The organism is Pseudomonas acericola (SeqCode), from assembly GCF_053456465.1.
The window spans coordinates 556,199-575,259 of the sequence record NZ_JBRFJB010000001.1; the positions used below are offsets into that span (position 1 = coordinate 556,199).

17 protein-coding genes and 1 other RNA gene are annotated in these 19,061 nt (G+C 61.8%); 13 read left to right on the top strand and 5 right to left on the bottom strand.

Features of this window, described 5'->3' with window-relative positions:
• Positions 1 to 205: 205 nt before the first annotated feature.
• From zipA to ACU688_RS02600, 6 genes are all read left to right on the top strand, one after another.
• Positions 206 to 1,069 (top strand): cell division protein ZipA, encoded by an 864-nt coding sequence (gene zipA / locus ACU688_RS02575; protein WP_017739590.1) that lies wholly within the window; start codon positions 206 to 208, stop codon positions 1,067 to 1,069.
• A gap of 87 nt (positions 1,070 to 1,156) precedes the next feature.
• Positions 1,157 to 3,514 (top strand): NAD-dependent DNA ligase LigA, encoded by a 2,358-nt coding sequence (gene ligA / locus ACU688_RS02580; protein WP_448183543.1) that lies wholly within the window; start codon positions 1,157 to 1,159, stop codon positions 3,512 to 3,514.
• Positions 3,515 to 3,671: 157 nt separating this feature from the next.
• Positions 3,672 to 4,838, top strand: coding sequence for a zinc-binding metallopeptidase family protein (locus ACU688_RS02585; RefSeq protein ID WP_448183544.1), 1,167 nt, complete (start codon positions 3,672 to 3,674; stop codon positions 4,836 to 4,838).
• 193 nt (positions 4,839 to 5,031) lie between these two features.
• Positions 5,032 to 5,128, top strand: an RNA gene (gene ffs / locus ACU688_RS02590) — signal recognition particle sRNA small type.
• A 241-nt stretch (positions 5,129 to 5,369) separates the two neighbouring features.
• Positions 5,370 to 6,416, top strand: a complete 1,047-nt coding sequence (locus ACU688_RS02595; RefSeq protein ID WP_448183545.1) for an N-acetylmuramidase family protein — start codon at positions 5,370 to 5,372, stop codon at positions 6,414 to 6,416.
• Between the two features lies 1 nt (position 6,417).
• Positions 6,418 to 7,005 (top strand): SH3 domain-containing protein, encoded by a 588-nt coding sequence (locus ACU688_RS02600; RefSeq protein ID WP_448183546.1) that lies wholly within the window; start codon positions 6,418 to 6,420, stop codon positions 7,003 to 7,005.
• A 110-nt stretch (positions 7,006 to 7,115) separates the two neighbouring features.
• On the opposite strand, the gene ACU688_RS02605 is transcribed toward ACU688_RS02600, so the two are convergent.
• Positions 7,116 to 7,979 (bottom strand): LysR family transcriptional regulator, encoded by an 864-nt coding sequence (locus ACU688_RS02605; protein ID WP_448183547.1) that lies wholly within the window; start codon positions 7,977 to 7,979, stop codon positions 7,116 to 7,118.
• A 102-nt stretch (positions 7,980 to 8,081) separates the two neighbouring features.
• Between ACU688_RS02605 and ACU688_RS02610 the strand changes: the two genes are divergently transcribed.
• On the top strand, positions 8,082 to 8,981 hold the full coding sequence (locus ACU688_RS02610; RefSeq protein ID WP_448183548.1) for a DMT family transporter: 900 nt from the start codon (positions 8,082 to 8,084) through the stop codon (positions 8,979 to 8,981).
• Here ACU688_RS02610 and ACU688_RS02615 read toward each other — a convergent pair.
• Positions 8,932 to 9,690: a substrate-binding periplasmic protein gene (locus tag ACU688_RS02615; RefSeq protein ID WP_448183549.1), complete on the bottom strand. Its 759-nt coding sequence runs from the start codon at positions 9,688 to 9,690 to the stop codon at positions 8,932 to 8,934. The genes ACU688_RS02610 and ACU688_RS02615 overlap by 50 nt on opposite strands.
• 133 nt (positions 9,691 to 9,823) lie before the next feature.
• On the opposite strand from ACU688_RS02615, the gene dnaX reads away from it, so the two are divergent.
• The 5 genes from dnaX to ACU688_RS02640 all read left to right on the top strand — a co-directional run bounded on the left by dnaX (position 9,824) and on the right by ACU688_RS02640 (position 15,505).
• The gene (gene dnaX / locus ACU688_RS02620) at positions 9,824 to 11,866 is read left to right on the top strand and encodes a DNA polymerase III subunit gamma/tau (protein ID WP_448183550.1); all 2,043 of its coding nucleotides are present in this window, start codon (positions 9,824 to 9,826) and stop codon (positions 11,864 to 11,866) included.
• 43 nt (positions 11,867 to 11,909) lie between these two features.
• Positions 11,910 to 12,248, top strand: a complete 339-nt coding sequence (locus tag ACU688_RS02625; protein WP_003175481.1) for a YbaB/EbfC family nucleoid-associated protein — start codon at positions 11,910 to 11,912, stop codon at positions 12,246 to 12,248.
• A gap of 189 nt (positions 12,249 to 12,437) precedes the next feature.
• Positions 12,438 to 13,472, top strand: coding sequence for an NADPH-dependent curcumin/dihydrocurcumin reductase (gene curA, locus ACU688_RS02630; protein WP_448183551.1), 1,035 nt, complete (start codon positions 12,438 to 12,440; stop codon positions 13,470 to 13,472).
• A 66-nt stretch (positions 13,473 to 13,538) separates the two neighbouring features.
• Entirely contained in the window at positions 13,539 to 14,141 is a 603-nt protein-coding gene (gene recR, locus ACU688_RS02635) for a recombination mediator RecR (protein ID WP_017735338.1), read from the top strand.
• A 215-nt stretch (positions 14,142 to 14,356) separates the two neighbouring features.
• The gene (locus ACU688_RS02640) at positions 14,357 to 15,505 is read left to right on the top strand and encodes an acyl-CoA dehydrogenase family protein (RefSeq protein ID WP_448183552.1); all 1,149 of its coding nucleotides are present in this window, start codon (positions 14,357 to 14,359) and stop codon (positions 15,503 to 15,505) included.
• Positions 15,506 to 15,640: 135 nt separating this feature from the next.
• Here the strand turns inward: ACU688_RS02640 and ACU688_RS02645 are convergent, their stop codons facing one another.
• Both ACU688_RS02645 and fnr read right to left on the bottom strand, forming a co-directional pair.
• Positions 15,641 to 16,189 carry an adenine phosphoribosyltransferase gene (locus tag ACU688_RS02645; protein WP_257781826.1) on the bottom strand — a complete coding sequence of 183 codons (549 nt, stop codon included), beginning with the start codon at positions 16,187 to 16,189 and terminating at the stop codon, positions 15,641 to 15,643.
• A gap of 92 nt (positions 16,190 to 16,281) precedes the next feature.
• Positions 16,282 to 17,016: a fumarate/nitrate reduction transcriptional regulator Fnr gene (gene fnr, locus ACU688_RS02650; protein WP_016979302.1), complete on the bottom strand. Its 735-nt coding sequence runs from the start codon at positions 17,014 to 17,016 to the stop codon at positions 16,282 to 16,284.
• 155 nt (positions 17,017 to 17,171) lie between these two features.
• On the opposite strand from fnr, the gene ACU688_RS02655 reads away from it, so the two are divergent.
• Positions 17,172 to 17,636, top strand: coding sequence for a hypothetical protein (locus tag ACU688_RS02655; RefSeq protein ID WP_257781825.1), 465 nt, complete (start codon positions 17,172 to 17,174; stop codon positions 17,634 to 17,636).
• Between the two features lie 6 nt (positions 17,637 to 17,642).
• Here the strand turns inward: ACU688_RS02655 and hemN are convergent, their stop codons facing one another.
• Positions 17,643 to 19,025 carry an oxygen-independent coproporphyrinogen III oxidase gene (gene hemN, locus ACU688_RS02660; RefSeq protein WP_448183553.1) on the bottom strand — a complete coding sequence of 461 codons (1,383 nt, stop codon included), beginning with the start codon at positions 19,023 to 19,025 and terminating at the stop codon, positions 17,643 to 17,645.
• Positions 19,026 to 19,061 lie beyond the last annotated feature (36 nt).

A 19,061-nucleotide genomic window follows, 5' to 3' on the forward strand; every position in this document is an offset into this window, starting at 1 on the left:
CAAAGATGGCCTAACGACATAATTGTTCAAGGCATTTTGACAGACGGTGTAAAGTTATCTTTGGTCGTGCTAGTTTAATGTCAATTTTTCGTGTGCGTGGGCAAAACGTCAGTCAGAACATAGAGTTGGCGCCACGTTTTAAAGCGGTTTGCACGGTGCTAAACCCCTTATTTTTCAGCATTTTTTATTAGAGGCACGGGATTACATGGAAATCGGTCTGCGCGAGTGGCTGATCGTCATCGGCATTATTGTCATTGCCGGTATTCTTTTTGATGGCTGGCGCCGGATGCGCGGTGGCAAGGGCAAGCTCAAATTCCGCCTGGACCGCAACCTGTCCAACCTGCCAGACGACGACGGCGCCGCCGAGCTGCTGGGGCCGCCCCGTGTGCTGGATACCCATAAAGAACCGCAACTGGACGAGCACGACCTGCCGTCGATGAGCGCGCCGTTGCGTGAAGCCCGTGAGCCTTCGTCCAAACGTGGCAAGCGTGCCAGCGCTGCCGTGGCCGAGCCACATCAGGGCGACCTGAACCTCGACGTCGATGATGGCCCGAGCTTCAGCAGCCGCGACGATGACTTCCCGGATGAAAACGTCGGCAAGCCCGCGCCGCGCCAATCAGTCAACGACCAGCCGGCCGCGGAAGAAGTCCTGGTGATCAGCGTGATCTGCCGCGACGCCGCCGGTTTCAAAGGCCCAGCGCTGTTGCAGAACATCCTCGAAAGCGGCCTGCGCTTTGGCGAGATGGATATCTTCCACCGCCACGAAAGCATGGCCGGTAACGGCGAAGTGCTGTTCTCCATGGCCAACGCGGTCAAGCCGGGCACGTTTGACCTGGACGACATCGACCTGTTCAGCACCCCGGCCGTGAGCTTCTTCCTCGGCCTGCCAGGCCCGCGTCACCCGAAACAAGCGTTCGACGTGATGGTGGCCGCAGCGCGCAAGCTGTCCCAGGAACTGAACGGCGAGCTGAAGGACGACCAACGCAGCGTCCTCACCGCGCAGACCATCGAACATTACCGTCAGCGCATCGTCGAGTTCGAGCGTCGCGCCCTGACACAGAAACGCTGAGGCCTGAGCTTAAGCGTTGTCTGTAGAATCCGTGCACTAACATATTGAGCAGCTTCGGCTGCTCTTTTGCTTTATGAGAGAACACCCATGACCGCCGCCCACACCCGCATCCTCGAACTGCGCGCTGAACTGGATCAGCACAACTACCGTTACCACGTCCTTGACGAGCCGAGCATCCCGGACGCCGAGTACGATCGGCTGTTCCACGAACTCAAGGCCCTGGAGGCCGAGCACCCGGACCTGGTTACGCGGGATTCGCCGACACAGCGGGTGGGCAGTGCGGCGTTGTCGGCGTTCACCCAGGTCAAGCACGAAGTGCCGATGCTCAGCCTCGGCAACGCGTTTGATGAAACCACCATGCTCGAATTTGATCGCCGTGTGACTGAAGGTCTCGACCTGCCGGCCGGTGATCTGTTCGGCGGTGGCGCGGTGGTGGAATACAGCTGCGAACCCAAGCTGGACGGCCTGGCGGTCAGCCTGCTGTATCAGGATGGCGAACTGGTGCGCGGCGCCACCCGTGGCGATGGCACCACCGGCGAAGACATCAGCGTCAATGTGCGCACGGTACGCAATATCCCGCTGAAACTGCACGGCAGCGGCTGGCCGGCGACTCTGGAAGTGCGTGGCGAAGTGTTTATGTCCAAGGCCGGCTTCGAGCGGCTCAACGCCTCGCAGTTGGAAGTCGGCGGCAAAACCTTCGCCAACCCGCGCAACGCCGCCGCTGGTAGTCTGCGCCAGCTGGATTCGAAGATCACCGCCAGCCGCCCGCTGGAGTTCTGCTGCTACGGCGTGACCACCGACATCAGCGACACCCATATCGGCAACCTGCAACAACTGCAAAAGTGGGGCATGCCCATCAGCCACGAGCTGAAACTGGCCAAGGGCATTCAGGATTGCCTCGACTACTACCGCGACATCGGCGAGCGCCGCAACAGCCTGCCGTACGAGATCGACGGCGTAGTGTTCAAGGTCAACAGCATTGCCTACCAGCGCGAGCTGGGCTTCCGCGCCCGCGAACCGCGCTGGGCCATCGCGCATAAATTCCCGGCACTGGAAGAAATGACCGAGCTGCTCGACGTGGAATTCCAGGTCGGCCGCACGGGCGCCGTCACCCCGGTGGCGCGCTTGAAGCCGGTCAAGGTCGCGGGGGTTACCGTGTCCAATGCCACCTTGCACAACATGGATGAAGTGGCGCGCCTGGGCGTGATGATCGGCGACACCGTGATCATCCGCCGTGCTGGTGACGTGATCCCGCAAGTCGTCTCCGTGGTGCTCGAACGCCGCCCGCAAGACGCCCGCGCGGTACCGATTCCTGAAAGCTGCCCGGTGTGCGGTTCCCATGTGGAACGCACCCAACTGGTCAAGCGCAGCAAGGGCAAGGAAACCGTCAGCGAAGGCGCGGTGTACCGCTGCGTCGGGCGCCTGGCGTGTGGCGCGCAGTTGAAGCAGGCGATTATCCACTTTGTCTCGCGCCGTGCCATGGACATCGACGGCCTGGGTGACAAGACCATCGAGCAATTGGTGGACGAAAAACTCATCGGCTCGCCGGCCGACCTCTACAAGCTCAAGTATGAGCAGGTCATCGACCTGGAAGGCTTCGCCGACATCTCCAGCAAGAAGCTGATCGCGGCCATCGAAAACAGCAAGACACCAACCCTGGCGCGTTTTATCTATGCGCTGGGCATCCCCGACGTGGGCGAGGAGACGGCCAAGGTGCTGGCGCGGTCCCTGGCGTCCCTGGAGCGCGTGCAGCAGGCCTTGCCGGAAGTGCTGACGTACTTGCCGGACGTGGGCCTGGAAGTGGCGCACGAGATCCACAGTTTCTTTGAAGACAGCCACAACCAGGAGGTGATCGGCGCGCTGCTGTCGCCGGACGAGTGCGGCCTGCAATTGCAGGATCAGGGCGACCTGAGCGCCGAGTTCGCCGCCAGCACCACCTTGGGCGGCTTGCTCGACAAGCTGCACGTGCCTAGCGTCGGCCCGGGTGCAGCGCAGAAACTCGCGGACAAGTTCGGCAGCCTCGAAGGCGTAATCAAGGCCGACTGGCTGGACATGCGCCAGGCGCTGCCCGAGAAGCAGGCCAAGGCCGTGCGTGAGTTTTTCGATAATCCTGATAACGCCAACCGCGCCCTGGCCATCGAGCAGCAGCTCAAAGACTTCGGCATGCATTGGGAGAGCGAAAAAAAGGTCGTCGAAGGCCTGCCCGAAGCCGGTCACACCTGGGTGCTCACCGGCTCCCTGGAGCTGATGAGCCGCGACGTGGCCAAGGACAAGCTCGAAAGCCTCGGTGCCAAGGTGGCGGGTTCCGTCTCGGCGAAAACCCACTGCGTGGTGGCCGGGCCGGGTGCCGGTTCAAAACTGGCCAAGGCCAGCGAACTGGGGCTCAAGGTCCTCGACGAAGAAGCCTTCGTCGCCTTCCTGGCCAAGCACAACATCACCGTCTGATGATGATCGTTCCCACGCTCCGCGTGGGAATGCAGCCCCGGGCGCTCTGCGCCCAAAGCGTGACGCTGAGCGTCACAAGAGGCGTTCCCACGCAGAGCGTGGGAACGATCTTACGCGGGAAATGATCTAGTCTCAGTCATCCAGGGGAGAGATCGCCATGTTCCGTTACTTCGAGCAGCTCAGTTCACGCATCGCCGCCCCCTTCGTGGCCGGGCCGTCTCGCGACGGCAAGGTATGGCAATGCCGCTGCGGCCAATCCCTGTTCTTTCGCAACAGCCAATGCCTGGCCTGCCAGGCGCTGCTGGGCTACCAGCCGCAACAAAGTCGGCTCGCCTCCCTGCAACCCGGCCCCGTGGAAGGCACGTGGCTACAAGACGGCAATCTCGACGCCGGCGCCTTCCGCCGCTGCGCCAACCTCGACACCCCGGCCGCCTGCAACTGGCTGATCCCCGCCCATAGCACCGCGCCGCTGTGCGTGGCGTGCAGCCTCAACCGCACCATCCCCGACCTGTCTATCCCGGAAAACCCCGAACGCTGGCGCAAAGTGGAGATCGCCAAGCGCCGCCTGGTGGCCCAGCTCATCAGCCTCGGCTTGCAAGTGGTGCCCAAGAGCGTCGACGAAGACACGGGCCTGGCCTTCGATTTTGTCGGTATCGACCTTGAAGGCAACGCGCCCATGACCGGCCACGCCAATGGCCTGATCACCCTGGACATCAAGGAAGCCGACGACGCCCACCGTGAGAAAGTTCGCGTACAGATGCGTGAGCCTTACCGCACCTTGCTGGGGCATTTTCGCCATGAGGTCGGCCATTACTACTGGGATCGCCTGATCGCCAATACCCATTGGATTGAACCGTTTCGCCGCCTGTTCGGCGACGAACGCGCCAGCTACGCCGACGCCCTCGACCAGCACTACCAGAACGGCCCGCGCCCCGGCTGGCAACAGACCTGCGTCAGCGCCTACGCTACCATGCACCCTTGGGAAGACTGGGCTGAAACCTGGGCTCACTACCTGCACATGATGGATGCAGTCGATACGGCGCTCGGCTTTGGCATGAGCGCCCGCGAGATGGATCTGGATTACCAGCCGTTCCCCCTCAGCACCCTCTACGACCCCGAACATCCTGGCGGCGTGGCGTTCCTGTCGTTCGTCAACGCCTGGATCGAACTGGCCGGCATGCTCAACGAACTGTCACGCAGCATGGGCCAGCCGGATTTCTATCCCTTCGTGCTGCCACCGGCGGTGATTGCCAAGTTGCACTTTATCCACTTGGTCATCCAGGAGGAGGGCGGAAGGGCGGATGAGGTCCTACAGGCCCAGTGAAATGGCTTTTCTGTGGGAGCTGGCTTGCCTGCGATAGCATCACCTCGGTCCAGCTGACCGACCGCGTCGCCTGCATCACGGGCAAGTGCTTGAGCCATCAGCTATTTTTAATCTGGAGCGAACGGTTGTAACTTCCGATGAGATCGGTACAATGGCCCCGCTTGCCGAGAGGCAGGCGTCGTTATGGTGACCCCATCGGTCCCCCCGCAACGATTACCCGTGAACCTGGTCAGAGCCGGAAGGCAGCAGCCACAGCGGGAACATTGTGTGCCGGGGTGTGGCTGGTGGGGTTGCCTCCATAACGCTCTCCCTTGCAGTACCTCTTCTGCGTCAAATCAAAAAATCTTTTATCTAGCCACCTGCTCAACTTATTGCGCAGCGATGACGCCTGTCTCACAACTTTAAATTCCCCCACTTTACAAGCCAAAACCACCTTGTTAGTTTGCGCCGCCAGCTTGTTTCAGAATGTGACAAGTGTGCGGAATTGATATTGAAGTGCTATCACTTCTTTAACTAACAAGGATGTTTGTGATGAAAAGCCTGCAAGGGTTGCCCCGACTTATCAGTGCGTCGGTGGGCGCCCCCGGTAAAGCCCGCAACTTGCCCGCCGATGTGCAGTGCATCCAGTATTTATTCAATCTGATCATTCCCAAGCTGGGTTTTCCGCTTGCCGAGAACGGCAAGTGCGACGGCCAGTTGGTGCAGTGCATCAGCCAGTATCAGTTCCGCCATCTCAAGTACGCGCACCCCGATGGGGTGATCGATCCGACGGGCCGCACCTTCAACAGCCTGATCGAAGAAGCGGTGAAAGTGCCGGTGAAGGCCTTCCCGGCGATGCGCATCCCGAGCTTTCTCAATGTGTTCGGCAATAACCAGGGCGATGCGGTGCAGGCCACGGTCAATGTGTACCTGGACCGCATGCGCGCCATGGTCGAGGCCGAGCGGCGCAACCGCCAGTTGGTGCTCCAGGCCACGTGCGACGGGGGCATGACCCTGACTGAAAGCGACTTCCAGAACGCCGCCAAGCAGTTGGGCAACGGCATCTCGGTCAATATCATCAAGGCGTTCGCCACGGTTGAATCGGGCGGGCGCTCGGGGTTCGGGCCGGCGAAGTTGCCGGTGATCGCTTTTGAGGGGCACCTGTTTCGCAAGTACACCAAACACATCTACGACCAGGCGCATCCGCTGCTGTCGTATCCCTATGTGCGAAAAGCCGGGCCGCAGTGGCAGGTCAATAATAAGGATCAAGTCAAGGCCTGGGAGACCATGGCCACCGCCTTTGCGTTGGATCAGGAAGCGGCGTTGATGTCGGCGTCCTGGGGCATGTTTCAGGTGATGGGTTTTAACTTCGCGGCGTGCGGTTACAAGACGGTGTTTGAGTTTGTCGCGGCATTAAAGATCAATGCCGGCAGCCAACTTAGAGCGTTCCTGAGTTTTTGCAGTCAGAGCCCGACACTGATGAAAGCCATGAAAGACAAGGATTACGTGGCCATGGCGCGTAACTATAACGGCAAGGATTACGGTAACTATGACGTGCTTATCGAAAAAGCCTACAACGCACTTGAAGGGAAAAAATAAGATGATGCGTGTTCTGACGATGGGTGTGTTGTCGCTGTGCGCCGTGGCCCCGGCATTTGCGGGTGCGCCTGCGCTGCATTCGGGCATGTATGAAGGGCTGATGCTGGCGGTGACGCCCGAGCACCGGGTGGAAGGTTTTTACGCGGAAGAACTGGGGGAGGGCGTCAGCAGATGCGCGTTCTACCTACAAGGCAGCGGGAACGAACTGACCACCTGGCTCGTCGATGCCTACCCTGGCAGCGTGACACCGTCCGCCGACGGCGTGACCTTGACCGTGGAACAGGGCCGCCAGCATGCCGGCTGCATGAATGTGCTGATGCCGGAAATTGCCACGGGGCTGGACCTGACCCAGACCGCGAATAAACAGTGGATTGGTTTGGTGACGGTGGCCGCCGACAAGGTTTACCTGCTGAAAACCCCGGGGGCCAAGGCGGCCAAGCGTCCGTATATCGTCAAGGATGATGTGGTCGGGGTACTGGCCTTCAAGGATGGCTGGGCGCAGGTTGAGTTCATCAATGCGCAGAATCGTTCGTTTACTGGCTGGATCAGCCAGGATCAATATGCGCGCTTGAAGGCCCCTGGAAGCTGACCTGCACTGTGGGAGCTGGCTTGCCTGCGATGGCATCACCTCGGTAGGTCTGACACACCGAGGTGCCTGCATCGCAGGCAAGCCAGCTCCCACAGAAGCCTGCTACCACATCAGCCGAAGGTTTCGCGTAGCAGCCCGGCGAACGCATCCCTGGCCAGATGCCGCTGGGTGTCCGCGTGCCAGAACAGCAGATTGTCCACCGCCTGCAACTCCTCAAACCGATACGACGCCAGCTGATTGGCCTGCTCATAGCGGGCCAAAATGCCCTCCGGCGCCAACGCCACGCCAATCCCTGCGCTCACGCAACCAATGATCGTGCCCCAACTGGCGTAACTGGCAATGCTTGGCTTGAAGGCCTGGGGCTTGACCCAGTTCTCCAGCGCCGCGCGATAGGGGCAGCCCGGTGGCCACACCAGCAACGTGCGCCCGGCCAGGTCTTCGGCGCTATGGATCGGCGCGCTGGACGCACTGGCAATCAGCACCAGGCGTTCGCTGTAGACCACGCTGTGCTCGAGCTTGGCGCGCTTGCCGCCGCTGGCCACCAGTGCCACGTCCAGGCGATGGTGTTGCAGGTCGTCGAGCAGTTGGCTCCAGGCGCCGGTCACCAACTCCAGGCTGACGTCCGGGTAGCGCCGGTGATACTCCGCCAACAGCGGCGGCAGGCGCCCGCTGGCGCTGGACTCCACCGCGCCGATACGCAAGGTGCCACGGGGGATGGCGTTGGCGTCCACGGCGCGTTTGGATTCGTCCACCAGCGCGAGGATGCGTTCGCAGTACTCCAGGAAGATCTCGCCGGCGGCACTGATCGCCAGCCCGCGTCCGGCTCGGATAAACAGCGGCGTGCCCAACTCGTTTTCCAGTTGCTTGATGCGCGTGGTGATGTTGGACGGCACGCAGTGCAATTGCACGGCGGCCTGGGCCACGCTGCCGGTTTGCGCCACGGCTCGCACCATCTTCAGTTGGGCCAGTTCCATTGCTCAGTTCCAGTGATTGCAGAAGTCAGAAACGGTTAATTGTCCTGCGCGTTACCGGGGTCAAGACTGACGGCATTCCTTCCCTGTTTCTGGATGCCTTCGATGAAATCCCCGTCACCCGTGAAGCTTACGCTAGTGGTTGCCAGCGTCATCCTCTGTTGGGCTTATTCGCCGATTGGCGTGCACATGGGGCTGCACAGCTACAGCCCCGGGCAATTGGCCTTGCTGCGATTTCTGATTGCGTCGCTGTTCATGGGCGGCGTGGCGCTGGTGATGGGGATCGGCCGGCCGCGCCTGCGGGATCTGCCGTGGTTGTTGGTGCTGGGTTTTTTCGGCGTGTTTCTGCACCACACCAGCCTTAACTATGGGCAGCAGTTCGTCACGGCGGCGGCGTCCAGCGTGTTGGCGCAGTCGGCGCCGCTGTTCAGCGTGTTGATCGCTTTTTTCGCCTTGAAGGAGCGGGTCAGCGCCTGGCGCTGGGGGTGTGTGTTGCTCGGTTTGCTGGGCGTGCTGGTGGTGATCTGGGGCGATCAGGGCGTGGCAGACATCGACCCGCGTGGCCTGTTGATCCTGCTGGCGGCGCTGTCGTGGAGTGTGTATTTCGCTATCCAGAAGCATTATTCCCATCGCTACAGCCCGCTGACGATGGCGTGCTACATGGTGTGGGCGGGCACCTTGATGCTGTGCGTCAACCTGCCCGGCCTGCCCGCCGCCGTGGCGCAGGCGCCGTTGCCGGAGAACCTGGCGGTGCTGGTACTGGGGATTTTTCCCAGCGCCTTGGCGTACCTGGCCTGGGCTTATGTGTTGAAGCATGTCGAGGTCAGCCGCGCGTCGGTGGCGATGTACCTGATCCCGCCGGTGGCCATGCTGATGGCTGCGACGCTGCTCGGCGAGCACATTGCCGCGCAAGTGGTGCTGGGCGGGGTGATCGTGCTGGCCAGTGTGGCGGCGATCAGTCTGGAGGGGCGCTGGCTGCGTGCTCCCCGGTGTACAGCTGGATGATGTCGTCGATTTCGCCGGACATTTTCATTCGCAACAAGGTGCGCAGGATGCGTTGCACCGGCACATTCGGGTCGTTGCGCACGGTGCAGCCCAGGCTTTGCTCCTCGATCACCGCGACTTTATGCAAGCGCCGACCGGGCGCCAGGCGTTGGTTGAAGCGGTCGAGTATCCATTCATTGGTGACCGCGTACTTGAAGCGACCGGCCACCAGTTTGTGCAGCACCTGCTCTTCACTGCGGGCGTCGTCACGGATGAGCTGGCCGCTGGCGAACAAGGGGTCGAGGGTGGTGTAGCGGTAGTTGAGCACCGTGCCGATCAACTGCGGTGCCAGCTTGCTCAACTCCACGGTCTGCGCGGGCACATGGGTGCTGACCAGCAGGTTGCGCTGCACAAACAGCGGAATGCTCCAAGTGTAGTCGCCGGACATGTCATCGACCCACGCCTGGGCGACATAACAACGCACATCAATCTCGCCGTGCTCCATGGCGGCGGCGATGCGCGCCCGTGCCAGCACGTGGAAGTGCGCCGGGCGCCCGACCTGGGTGGCGAGGCTAGACATCAAGTCATACAAAATGCCCTGTGTGGGCCGGCCGTCCTCCAGTTGCACCATGGGCATCGCCCAACTGTCGGAAACCGAGAAGCGCAGCGGTGCAGGCGCCGCTAGGCTAGCCGTGGCAATCATCCATAAAGCGCCCAGGACTACGCGCATATGCTCTCCGGGTTCAGGCCTTTTCGGGGCCAGTGCGATGAGCTTAGTCAGATTAGGCGAGCGTGCCGGATGCAATTTCCCCCTTGCTCCGCTAGCATTACCGGCTTCCGCTTCCCAGTTGCGACGGTTTTCGATGAGTTATCAGGTTCTTGCACGTAAATGGCGTCCGCGCTCGTTCCGCGAAATGGTCGGCCAGACCCATGTGCTCAAGGCTCTGATCAATGCCTTGGACAGCCAGCGGCTGCACCACGCCTACCTGTTCACCGGTACACGCGGGGTGGGCAAGACCACCATCGCGCGCATCATTGCCAAATGCCTGAATTGTGAAACCGGTATCACTTCGACGCCCTGCGGCACCTGCTCGGTGTGCCGGGAAATCGACGAAGGGCGCTTTGTCGACCTGATCGAGATCGACGCCGCGAGCCGCACCAAGGTCGAAGACACCCGCGAGCTGCTGGACAACGTGCAGTACGCGCCCAGCCGCGGCCGCTTCAAGGTCTACCTGATCGACGAAGTGCACATGCTGTCCAGCCACTCCTTCAACGCCTTGTTGAAAACCCTGGAAGAGCCGCCGCCCTACGTCAAATTCATCCTGGCCACCACCGACCCGCAGAAACTTCCTGCAACGATTCTGTCGCGGTGCCTGCAGTTCTCCCTGAAAAACATGACCCCCGAGCGCGTGGTCGAGCATTTGACCCACGTGCTGGGCGTCGAGAACGTGCCGTTCGAAGACGACGCGCTGTGGCTGCTCGGCCGTGCCGCCGATGGTTCGATGCGTGACGCCATGAGCCTCACGGACCAGGCCATCGCCTTTGGTGAAGGCAAGGTCATGGCCGCCGATGTGCGCGCCATGCTCGGCACCCTCGACCATGGCCAGGTGTTCGACGTGCTGCACGCGCTGATCGAAGGCGACGCCAAGGCGTTGCTCGAAGCCGTGCGCCACCTGTCGGAGCAAGGCCCGGACTGGAACGGCGTGCTCTCGGAAATCCTCAACGTGCTGCACCGTGTCGCCATCGCCCAGGCCTTGCCTGAAGGCGTCGATAACGGTCACGGCGACCGTGACCGCGTGCTGGCCCTGGCCCAGGCGCTGCCGGCCGAGGATGTGCAGTTCTACTACCAGATGGGCCTGATTGGTCGTCGCGACCTGCCCCTGGCGCCAGACCCGCGAGGTGGTTTCGAAATGGTCCTGCTGCGCATGCTGGCGTTCCGGCCCGCTGACGCGGCAGATGCGCCGAGACAGCCGCTAAAGCCAGTGGGGATCAGCCAGGCCACAGTTGATTCCGCCAAACCAGTGGCTGGCGCGGCGGTTGTCGCGCCAGTGGTTGCTATACCCGCACCGGCTCCCGAGCCGGTGGTGGTCGCGCCGGAACCGGTTGTTGAATCCGAACCCGAGCCCGCGCCGGTCGTTGACCTGCCGTGGAACGACCCGGTGGAAGCCGAGGCCGAACCCGAAGCCGAGCAACAGCCGGCCGTGGAGCCCGTGCTGGAAACCACCGGCGAACAGCCCGAGCTGACGCCAATGCCCACGCCGACCCCGGACAGCGCGGTGCCCGACGCCCCTGAATGGGTGTCTGCACCCGTGCCGGAGCCGACCGTCGCCCAGGTTGAAGCGGCTGTGCCGGGTATCGACGACGACGAACCACCGCTGGACGAAGACTACATCGAGCCGGACATGGATTCGGCCTACAGCTACCTGGACGACCTGGCCAGCGAGCACACCGCCGAGCCAGCCCCCGAGCCCGAGGCGGAACCCGCTGCGGCGCCGGCCACCGGCCTGGCCCTGCAATGGCTGGAACTGTTCCCGAAACTGCCGATCTCCGGCATGACCGGCAGCATCGCCGCCAACTGCACGCTGATCGCCATTGACGGCGACCACTGGCTACTGCACCTGGACCCGGCCCACAGCGCCCTGTTCAACGCCACCCAGCAACGTCGCCTGAATGACGCACTGAACCAGTACCATGAGCGCACGCTGACCATCGCCATCGAGTTGATCAAGCCTGAGCAGGAAACCCCGGCCCAGGCCGCGACCCGCCGGCGCATCAACCGTCAGCGCGAAGCCGAGGACTCGATCCACGCTGATCCGCTCATCCAGCAAATGATGCAACAGTTCGGTGCGGTCGTCCGTCACGATACTATTGAACCTGTCGAAGCCCCGGTGCCCCAGGCATCCTGACACCGGGCTACTAACTTGATCCACGTACTTTGAGGTGATTCCCATGATGAAAGGTGGCATGGCCGGCCTGATGAAGCAGGCGCAGCAGATGCAGGAAAAGATGGCCAAGATGCAGGAAGAACTGGCCAACGCCGAAGTCACCGGTAAAGCCGGTGGCGATATGGTCAGCGTGGTGATGACCGGTCGTCACGACATCAAACGCGTGAGCATCGACCCAAGCGTATTGCCAGGTGTTGGCGAAGACGACCTGGAAATGCTCGAAGCGCTGTTCGCCGCGGCCGTCAACGACGCCGTGCGCAAGATCGAAGCCAACAGCCAGGAAAAAATGGGCGGCGTGACCGCTGGCATGCAACTGCCACCGGGCATGAAGCTGCCGTTCTGATTCGCGAGCCTTAGCTACACTCGAATGCCAGGCCATGTGCCTGGCATTTTTTTTGCGCGCGCCACGACCCATGTGGGAGCTGGCTTGCCTGCGATGCAGTCACCTCGGTGCTACGGATAAAACATCGAACCCCAACCGCTCTATCATGGTCTGCACCTTATACCGATGGATTCGCGAAAGGAGCCCCAGATGCCTCAACAACCGACTTTGAACCAGCGCATTGTCCTGGTCTCACGCCCCGTGGGCGCCCCCACCCCGGAAAACTTCCGCCTGGAGCGTGTGAATCTTCCGGAGTTGGCAGACGGCCAAGTCCTGCTAAAGACCTTGTACCTGTCCCTCGACCCCTACATGCGCGGACGCATGAGTGACGCGCCGTCCTACGCCGCTCCGGTGGAAATCGACGAAGTGATGACCGGCGGCGCTGTCAGCCGTATCGAGCAGTCGCGCAATCCGAAATTCGAAGTGGGTGATCTGGTGGTCGGTGCCACCGGCTGGCAAAGCCACAGCATTTCCGACGGACACAACCTGATACCGGTGCCGAAGGGCCTCGCCAGCCCCTCCATGGCCTTGGGCGTGCTCGGCATGCCGGGCATGACCGCCTACATGGGCCTGATGGATATCGGCCAGCCCAAGGCTGGCGAAACCCTGGTGGTGGCGGCGGCGTCCGGCGCGGTGGGCTCGGTGGTAGGGCAAGTGGCCAAGCTCAAGGGCTTGCGTGTGGTCGGTATCGCCGGCGGTGCGGACAAGTGCCGCTACGTGGTGGAAGAGTTGGGCTTTGATGCCTGTATCGATCACAAGAGCGCGGACTTCGCCGATGAACTGGCCCAGGCCTGCTTCAAGGGCGTGGACATCTACTTCGAAAACGTCGGCGGCAAGGTGTTCGACGCGGTGCTGCCGTTGCTCAACCCCAAGGCGCGCATCCCGTTGTGCGGGTTGATCGCCGGCTATAACACCCATCAGCCGCCGAGTGGCCCCGACCGGCTGCCGGCACTGCAACGCACGTTGTTGACCAAGCGCGTGCGCATCCAGGGTTTTATCGTGTTTGACGACTACGGCGACCGCCACCCGGAGTTCATCAGCGCCATGGCGCCGTGGGTGCGCGAGGGCAAGGTGAAGTTCCGCGAAGACGTGGTGGACGGCCTGGAGCAGGCGCCCGAAGCCTTTATCGGTTTGCTCGAAGGGCGCAACTTCGGCAAGTTGGTGGTGCGCGTCGCGCAGGATTGAGCATTTGACGCTAATCCGGGGCGCGGGTATAAACCGCGTCTCGTTGTTTTGTCGGACCCTTCGCCCATGAGCTTCAGCCCCCTGATTCGCCAACTGATCGACGCCCTGCGCACCTTGCCCGGCGTCGGCCAGAAAACCGCCCAGCGCATGGCGCTGCAACTGCTGGAGCGTGACCGCAGTGGTGGCACCCGGTTGGCCCAGGCCCTGAGCCAGGCCATGACCGGCGTCGGCCACTGCCGCCAGTGCCGCACCCTCACCGAAGAAGACCTCTGCCCGCAATGCGCCGACCCGCGCCGCGACGACACGCTGCTGTGCGTGGTGGAAGGGCCGATGGATGTGTACGCGGTGGAGCAGACCGGTTATCGCGGGCGCTACTTTGTGCTCAAGGGCCACCTGTCGCCGCTGGATGGCTTGGGGCCGGAGGCGATTGGCATCCCGCAACTGGTGGCGCGGATTGCAGAGCAGGGCACCTTTACCGAGGTGATCCTGGCCACCAACCCGACGGTGGAAGGCGAAGCCACGGCGCATTACATCGCGCAACTGCTGACCAACAAAGGCTTGATCACCTCGCGTATCGCCCATGGCGTGCCGTTGGGGGGCGAGTTGGAATTGGTGGATGGCGGCACGTTGGCGCATTCGTTTGCCGGTCGCAAGCCAATCGCGCTCTAAGCAACACGGCAACCCCCAATGTGGACGCTGGCTTCTGTGGGAGCTGGCTTGCCTGCGATTGCGGTGGAACAGCGACATTGATGTCGCCTGACACTCCGCTATCGCAGGCAAGCCAGCTCCCACAGTAGTTTTGTAGTGTTGGTGATATTTGTGTCTGGCTTGATAACCAAGCAAGCGCTTGGTAATTTCCCTCCACCTCACCGTGGAGCTTGCCGATGTCTGCCTATCAGGATTACTTCGACCCCAGCCACCAATTGGTCCGCGACAGCGTGCGCCGTTTTGTCGAGCGCGAGATGCTGCCGGGGATCGAGCAATGGGAGGAGGCCGAGAGCTTTTCCCGCGAGCTGTACCTCAAGGCCGGCGCGGCGGGGATCCTCGGTATCGGCTACCCCGAAGCCGTCGGCGGCAGCCATGAAGGGGATCTGTTCGCCAAGGTTGCGGCCAGCGAGGAGTTGATGCGCTGTGGCTCTGGTGGCGTGGTGGCCGGGCTCGGTTCGCTGGATATCGGCCTGCCGCCCGTCGTCAAATGGGCGCGGGCCGAGGTGCGCGAACGCGTGGCGCCTCTGGTGCTGGCGGGCGAGAAGATCATCGCCCTGGCCGTCACCGAGCCGGGCGGTGGTTCCGATGTGGCCAACCTGCAAACCCGCGCCGTCCGTGATGACGACTACTACCGGGTGAGTGGCAGCAAGACCTTTATCACCAGCGGCATCCGCGCCGACTTCTACACGGTCGCCGTGCGCACCGGCGGCCCGGGATTTGCCGGCATCAGCCTGCTACTTATCGAAAAAAACACCCCCGGGTTCACCGTCGGCCAACCCCTGAAGAAAATGGGCTGGTGGGCGTCGGACACGGCTGAATTGTTCTTCGACGATTGCCGCGTGCCTGTAGGCAACTTGATCGGCGCCGAGAACATGGGCTTTGCCTGCATCATGGGCAACTTCCAGAGTGAACGCCTGGCCCTGGCGCTGATGGCCAACATGACGGCGCAGATGGCCCTGGAAGAAAGCCTCAAGTGGGCCGCTCAGCGTGAAGCGTTCGGCAGGCCCATCGGCAAATTCCAGGTGCTCAAGCACCGGCTGGCGGAAATGGCCACGGCGGTGGAAGTCTCGCGGGAATTCACCTATCGCCAGGCGGCGAAGATGGCGGCGGGCAAGAGTGTGATCAAGGAGATTTCCATGGCCAAGAACCTGGCGACCGATACGGCGGATCGGGTGACCTATGACGCGGTGCAGATCCTGGGCGGGCAGGGGTATATGCGTGGCAGCCTGGTGGAGCGGCTGTATCGCGACAATCGCATCCTGTCGATTGGTGGGGGGACGCGGGAGGTGATGAACGAGATCATCAGCAAGCAGATGGGGCTGTAGTTTTGTAATGTTTTTCAGGGCCTCTTCGCAGGCAAGCCAGCTCCCACATTCGACCGCATTCCAAAGAATGTACTCGGTCAACTGTGGGAGCGGGCTTGCCCGCGAAGAGGCCAGTACAGGCGCCCGAAAAAACCGTTACTGCTCGCTCAGCGCAAACTGCGTCAAACAAAACGTCGGAATCCCCATATCTTCCAACCGCTGCGAGCCACCCAGCTCCGGCAAATCAATAATCGCCGCCGCTTCAAAGATCTTCGCGCCCATGCGTCGCACCAGATTCGCCGCCGCTATCAAGGTACCGCCCGTGGCGATCAGGTCATCGAACATCAGCACCGAGTCGCCTTCACATAGGCTGTCGGCATGCACTTCGAGGAAGGCTTCGCCGTATTCGGTCTGGTAACCCTCGGCCAGCACGTCGGCCGGTAGTTTGCCCTGCTTGCGGAACAGGATCAGCGGCTTATTCAACTGGTAGGCGATGATCGAGCCGATCAGGAAGCCCCGCGCATCCATCGCGCCGATGTGGCTGAAGTCGGCTTCGACATACCGTTGGGCAAAGGTATCGGCCACCAGGCGCAGGGCGCGGGGCGATTGGAACAGCGGCGTGATGTCACGAAAGATCACCCCAGGCTTGGGGAAGTCGATTACGGGGCGGATCAGGGATTTGATGTCGAACGAATCAGCGATCATCGTCGAAGAGTCCTGGGGCTGGAAACGGACTCGAAGTATACCTGCGGCCTCGCCGGTTGGCGCGGCCACAGGTGTCTGGATCAGCCTTTCGCTTAACCTTCGAGCGAGCCACCGGCCAGCGCACAGAGCTGGATCGGGTCGAGGATATGTACTTCCTTGCCCTCGGCGGCGATCAGTTCGTTCTGCTGGAAGCGGGTGAATACGCGGGACACGGTTTCCACCGCGAGGCCCAGGTAGTTGCCGATTTCATTGCGCGACATGCTCAGGCGGAACTGGTTGGCCGAGAAACCACGGGCGCGGAAACGTGCGGACAGGTTGACCAGGAAGGTAGCAATGCGCTCGTCGGCGGTTTTCTTCGACAGCAGCAGCATCATTTGTTGATCGTCACGAATTTCGCGGCTCATCACGCGCATCAACTGGCGGCGCAGCTGCGGCAATTGCAGGGCCAGTTCGTCGAGGCGTTCGAAGGGGATTTCGCACACCGACGTGGTCTCCAGCGCCTGGGCCGACACCGGGTGAATCTCGGTGTCCATGCCGGACAGCCCGACCAGTTCGCTGGGCAGGTGGAAACCGGTGATCTGCTCTTCGCCGCTGTCGCTCAGGCTGAACGTCTTCAACGCGCCGGAACGTACTGCATAGACGGAATCGAACTTGTCGCCCTGGCGAAACAGGAACTCGCCTTTTTTCAGTGGGCGGCCACGTTTAACGATGTCGTCCAGCGCATCCATGTCTTCCAAATTCAACGAAAGTGGCAAGCAGAGGGGGGCCAGGCTGCAATCCTTGCAATGAGCCTGGCTGTGAGCGCGCAGTTTAACTGGCTCGGACATTTCTTAAATCCTTGTGGGAAAACACACATAAGACGTAAGGGTAACGCACTGAGGGAGGGTGAGGCCAGCCTGTACAAAAAACCGGCAGGGGTATAAAGAATTTTCGCCAGGTGCCGATGGCTTGCTATCAACCCTGGAACCTGGATGTTCACAAGATGGCTTCCCTAACGCTTGACCTGGCAATGCGCACGCAGATTACGACGACGCCAGATACAAAAAAGCCCGTTGCTAAAACCGACGCCGCCGATCCCAAGGCCACCGACGAGACCAAACCTGCGGTCTCAGTGGTTATTTCCGGTGCGGCGATGAAAGCGGCGGCGGCCGAGAAAACCTCCAACAGTGACATCGACGACAGCGGCCTGGCAGACAACGTCAAACAGCTGTTGAAGATGATCCGCGAAATCAAGAAGCAGATCGCCGAGAAACAGGCGGAAATGGCGGCGGTCATGGCTGACAAAAGCTTGAGCCCCGATCAGGCCAGGGCCAAGGCCACTGCCCTGCAATCGGCGTTGGGTGCGCTGCAGGCCAGCCTGACCAGTGCCCAGGCGTCCTTGACCAAGGCGATGAAGGACCTGAGTGCCGGCGACGCGATCAAGGCCGCCAGCCTGGCAATGAAATAACCGCGCTCAAATCACCCGTGAAAACCGCTGCCTATTCTGGTGCTCCAGGTAGGCATCGAACACCATGCACACCGAGCGCACCAGCAGGCGTCCGGCCGGCAACACGCGAATGCCCTGGGCATCCAGTTCGATCAGGCCGTCGGCGGCCATCGCCTCAAGTTGCGGCCAGATGTCGTCGAAATACCCGCGAAAATCGATGTTGAAGGCCTGTTCGATCTTCTCGAATGCCAGGCTGAAATTGCAGATCAACTGCTGGATCACTTCCCGGCGCAAGCGATCGTCCGTGGTGCACACCAAGCCCCGGCTGGTGGCCAGTTGCGCGCTGGCCAGGGTGTTCTGGTAGGCGTTGAGGTCGCTGGTGTTCTGGCAGTACAGGTCGCCAATCTGGCTGATGGCTGACACGCCCAGCCCGATCAGGTCGCAATGACCGTGGGTGGTGTAGCCCTGGAAGTTGCGTTGCAAGGTGCCTTCTTCCTGGGCGATGGCCAGCTCGTCGTCCGGCAGGGCGAAGTGGTCCATGCCGATGTAGCGGTAGCCGGCCTGGGTCAGCTGTTCGATGGTGGTTTGCAGCATCAGCAGTTTTTCCGCCGGGGAGGGCAGGTCATCGGTGTTGATCCGCCGCTGGGGCATGAAGCGTTCCGGCAAGTGGGCGTAGTTGAACACCGACAGGCGGTCGGGTTGCAGCTTGATCACTTCTTCCACGGTGCGCGCAAAGTTGAGCGGGGTTTGCTTGGGCAAGCCGTAGATCAGATCGATATTGATCGAGCGAAATTGCAGGGTGCGCGCCGCATCGATCACCGCGCGGGTTTCTTCCAGGCTTTGCAGGCGGTTGACCGCCCGTTGCACCTCGGGGTCGAGGTCCTGCAGGCCGATGCTCACGCGGTTGAAACCCAGCTCACGCAACAGGCCCATGGTCGCCCAGTCGGCTTCGCGCGGGTCGATCTCGATGCCGTAGTCGCCGGAGTCATCGTCGAGCAGATTGAAGTGCTTGCGCAGGCAGCCCATGACCTGGCGCAGTTCGTCGTGGCTAAGAAAGGTCGGGGTGCCGCCGCCGAAGTGCAGTTGCTCTACCGGCTGTTTGGGGTCGAGGTGGCAGGCCACCAGTTGGATCTCCTGCTCCAGCCGTTGCAGGTAGGCATGGGCGCGGCCACGGTCCTTGGTGATGACCTTGTTGCAGGCGCAGTAGTAGCAGATGTTCGCGCAGAACGGCACATGCACATACAGCGACAACGGCCGTGCGGCCTTGCGGCTATCGCGCAGGGCGTGGAGCAGGTCGAACGTGCCAACCTGGCTGTCGAATTGTACGGCGGTGGGGTAGGACGTGTAGCGCGGCCCCGCCAAGTCGTAGCGGTGAATCAGATCGGTGTCCCAACGAATGGCGTCGAGCATGCGGGCGTTCCCCCGGATAGGCTAATGGGCCGAGTC

Coding starts and splice junctions, on each gene's coding strand:
- ACU688_RS02655 (WP_257781825.1), top strand. CDS start 17,172: ATGGCTTCCCTAACGCTTGACCTGGCAATGCGCACGCAGATTACGACG.
- hemN (WP_448183553.1), bottom strand. CDS start 19,025: ATGCTCGACGCCATTCGTTGGGACACCGATCTGATTCACCGCTACGAC.
- curA (WP_448183551.1), top strand. CDS start 12,438: ATGCCTCAACAACCGACTTTGAACCAGCGCATTGTCCTGGTCTCACGC.
- recR (WP_017735338.1), top strand. CDS start 13,539: ATGAGCTTCAGCCCCCTGATTCGCCAACTGATCGACGCCCTGCGCACC.
- dnaX (WP_448183550.1), top strand. CDS start 9,824: ATGAGTTATCAGGTTCTTGCACGTAAATGGCGTCCGCGCTCGTTCCGC.
- ACU688_RS02615 (WP_448183549.1), bottom strand. CDS start 9,690: ATGCGCGTAGTCCTGGGCGCTTTATGGATGATTGCCACGGCTAGCCTA.
- ligA (WP_448183543.1), top strand. CDS start 1,157: ATGACCGCCGCCCACACCCGCATCCTCGAACTGCGCGCTGAACTGGAT.
- ACU688_RS02585 (WP_448183544.1), top strand. CDS start 3,672: ATGTTCCGTTACTTCGAGCAGCTCAGTTCACGCATCGCCGCCCCCTTC.
- ACU688_RS02645 (WP_257781826.1), bottom strand. CDS start 16,189: ATGATCGCTGATTCGTTCGACATCAAATCCCTGATCCGCCCCGTAATC.
- ACU688_RS02640 (WP_448183552.1), top strand. CDS start 14,357: ATGTCTGCCTATCAGGATTACTTCGACCCCAGCCACCAATTGGTCCGC.
- ACU688_RS02595 (WP_448183545.1), top strand. CDS start 5,370: ATGAAAAGCCTGCAAGGGTTGCCCCGACTTATCAGTGCGTCGGTGGGC.
- fnr (WP_016979302.1), bottom strand. CDS start 17,016: ATGTCCGAGCCAGTTAAACTGCGCGCTCACAGCCAGGCTCATTGCAAG.
- ACU688_RS02605 (WP_448183547.1), bottom strand. CDS start 7,979: ATGGAACTGGCCCAACTGAAGATGGTGCGAGCCGTGGCGCAAACCGGC.
- ACU688_RS02610 (WP_448183548.1), top strand. CDS start 8,082: ATGAAATCCCCGTCACCCGTGAAGCTTACGCTAGTGGTTGCCAGCGTC.
- ACU688_RS02625 (WP_003175481.1), top strand. CDS start 11,910: ATGATGAAAGGTGGCATGGCCGGCCTGATGAAGCAGGCGCAGCAGATG.
- ACU688_RS02600 (WP_448183546.1), top strand. CDS start 6,418: ATGATGCGTGTTCTGACGATGGGTGTGTTGTCGCTGTGCGCCGTGGCC.
- zipA (WP_017739590.1), top strand. CDS start 206: ATGGAAATCGGTCTGCGCGAGTGGCTGATCGTCATCGGCATTATTGTC.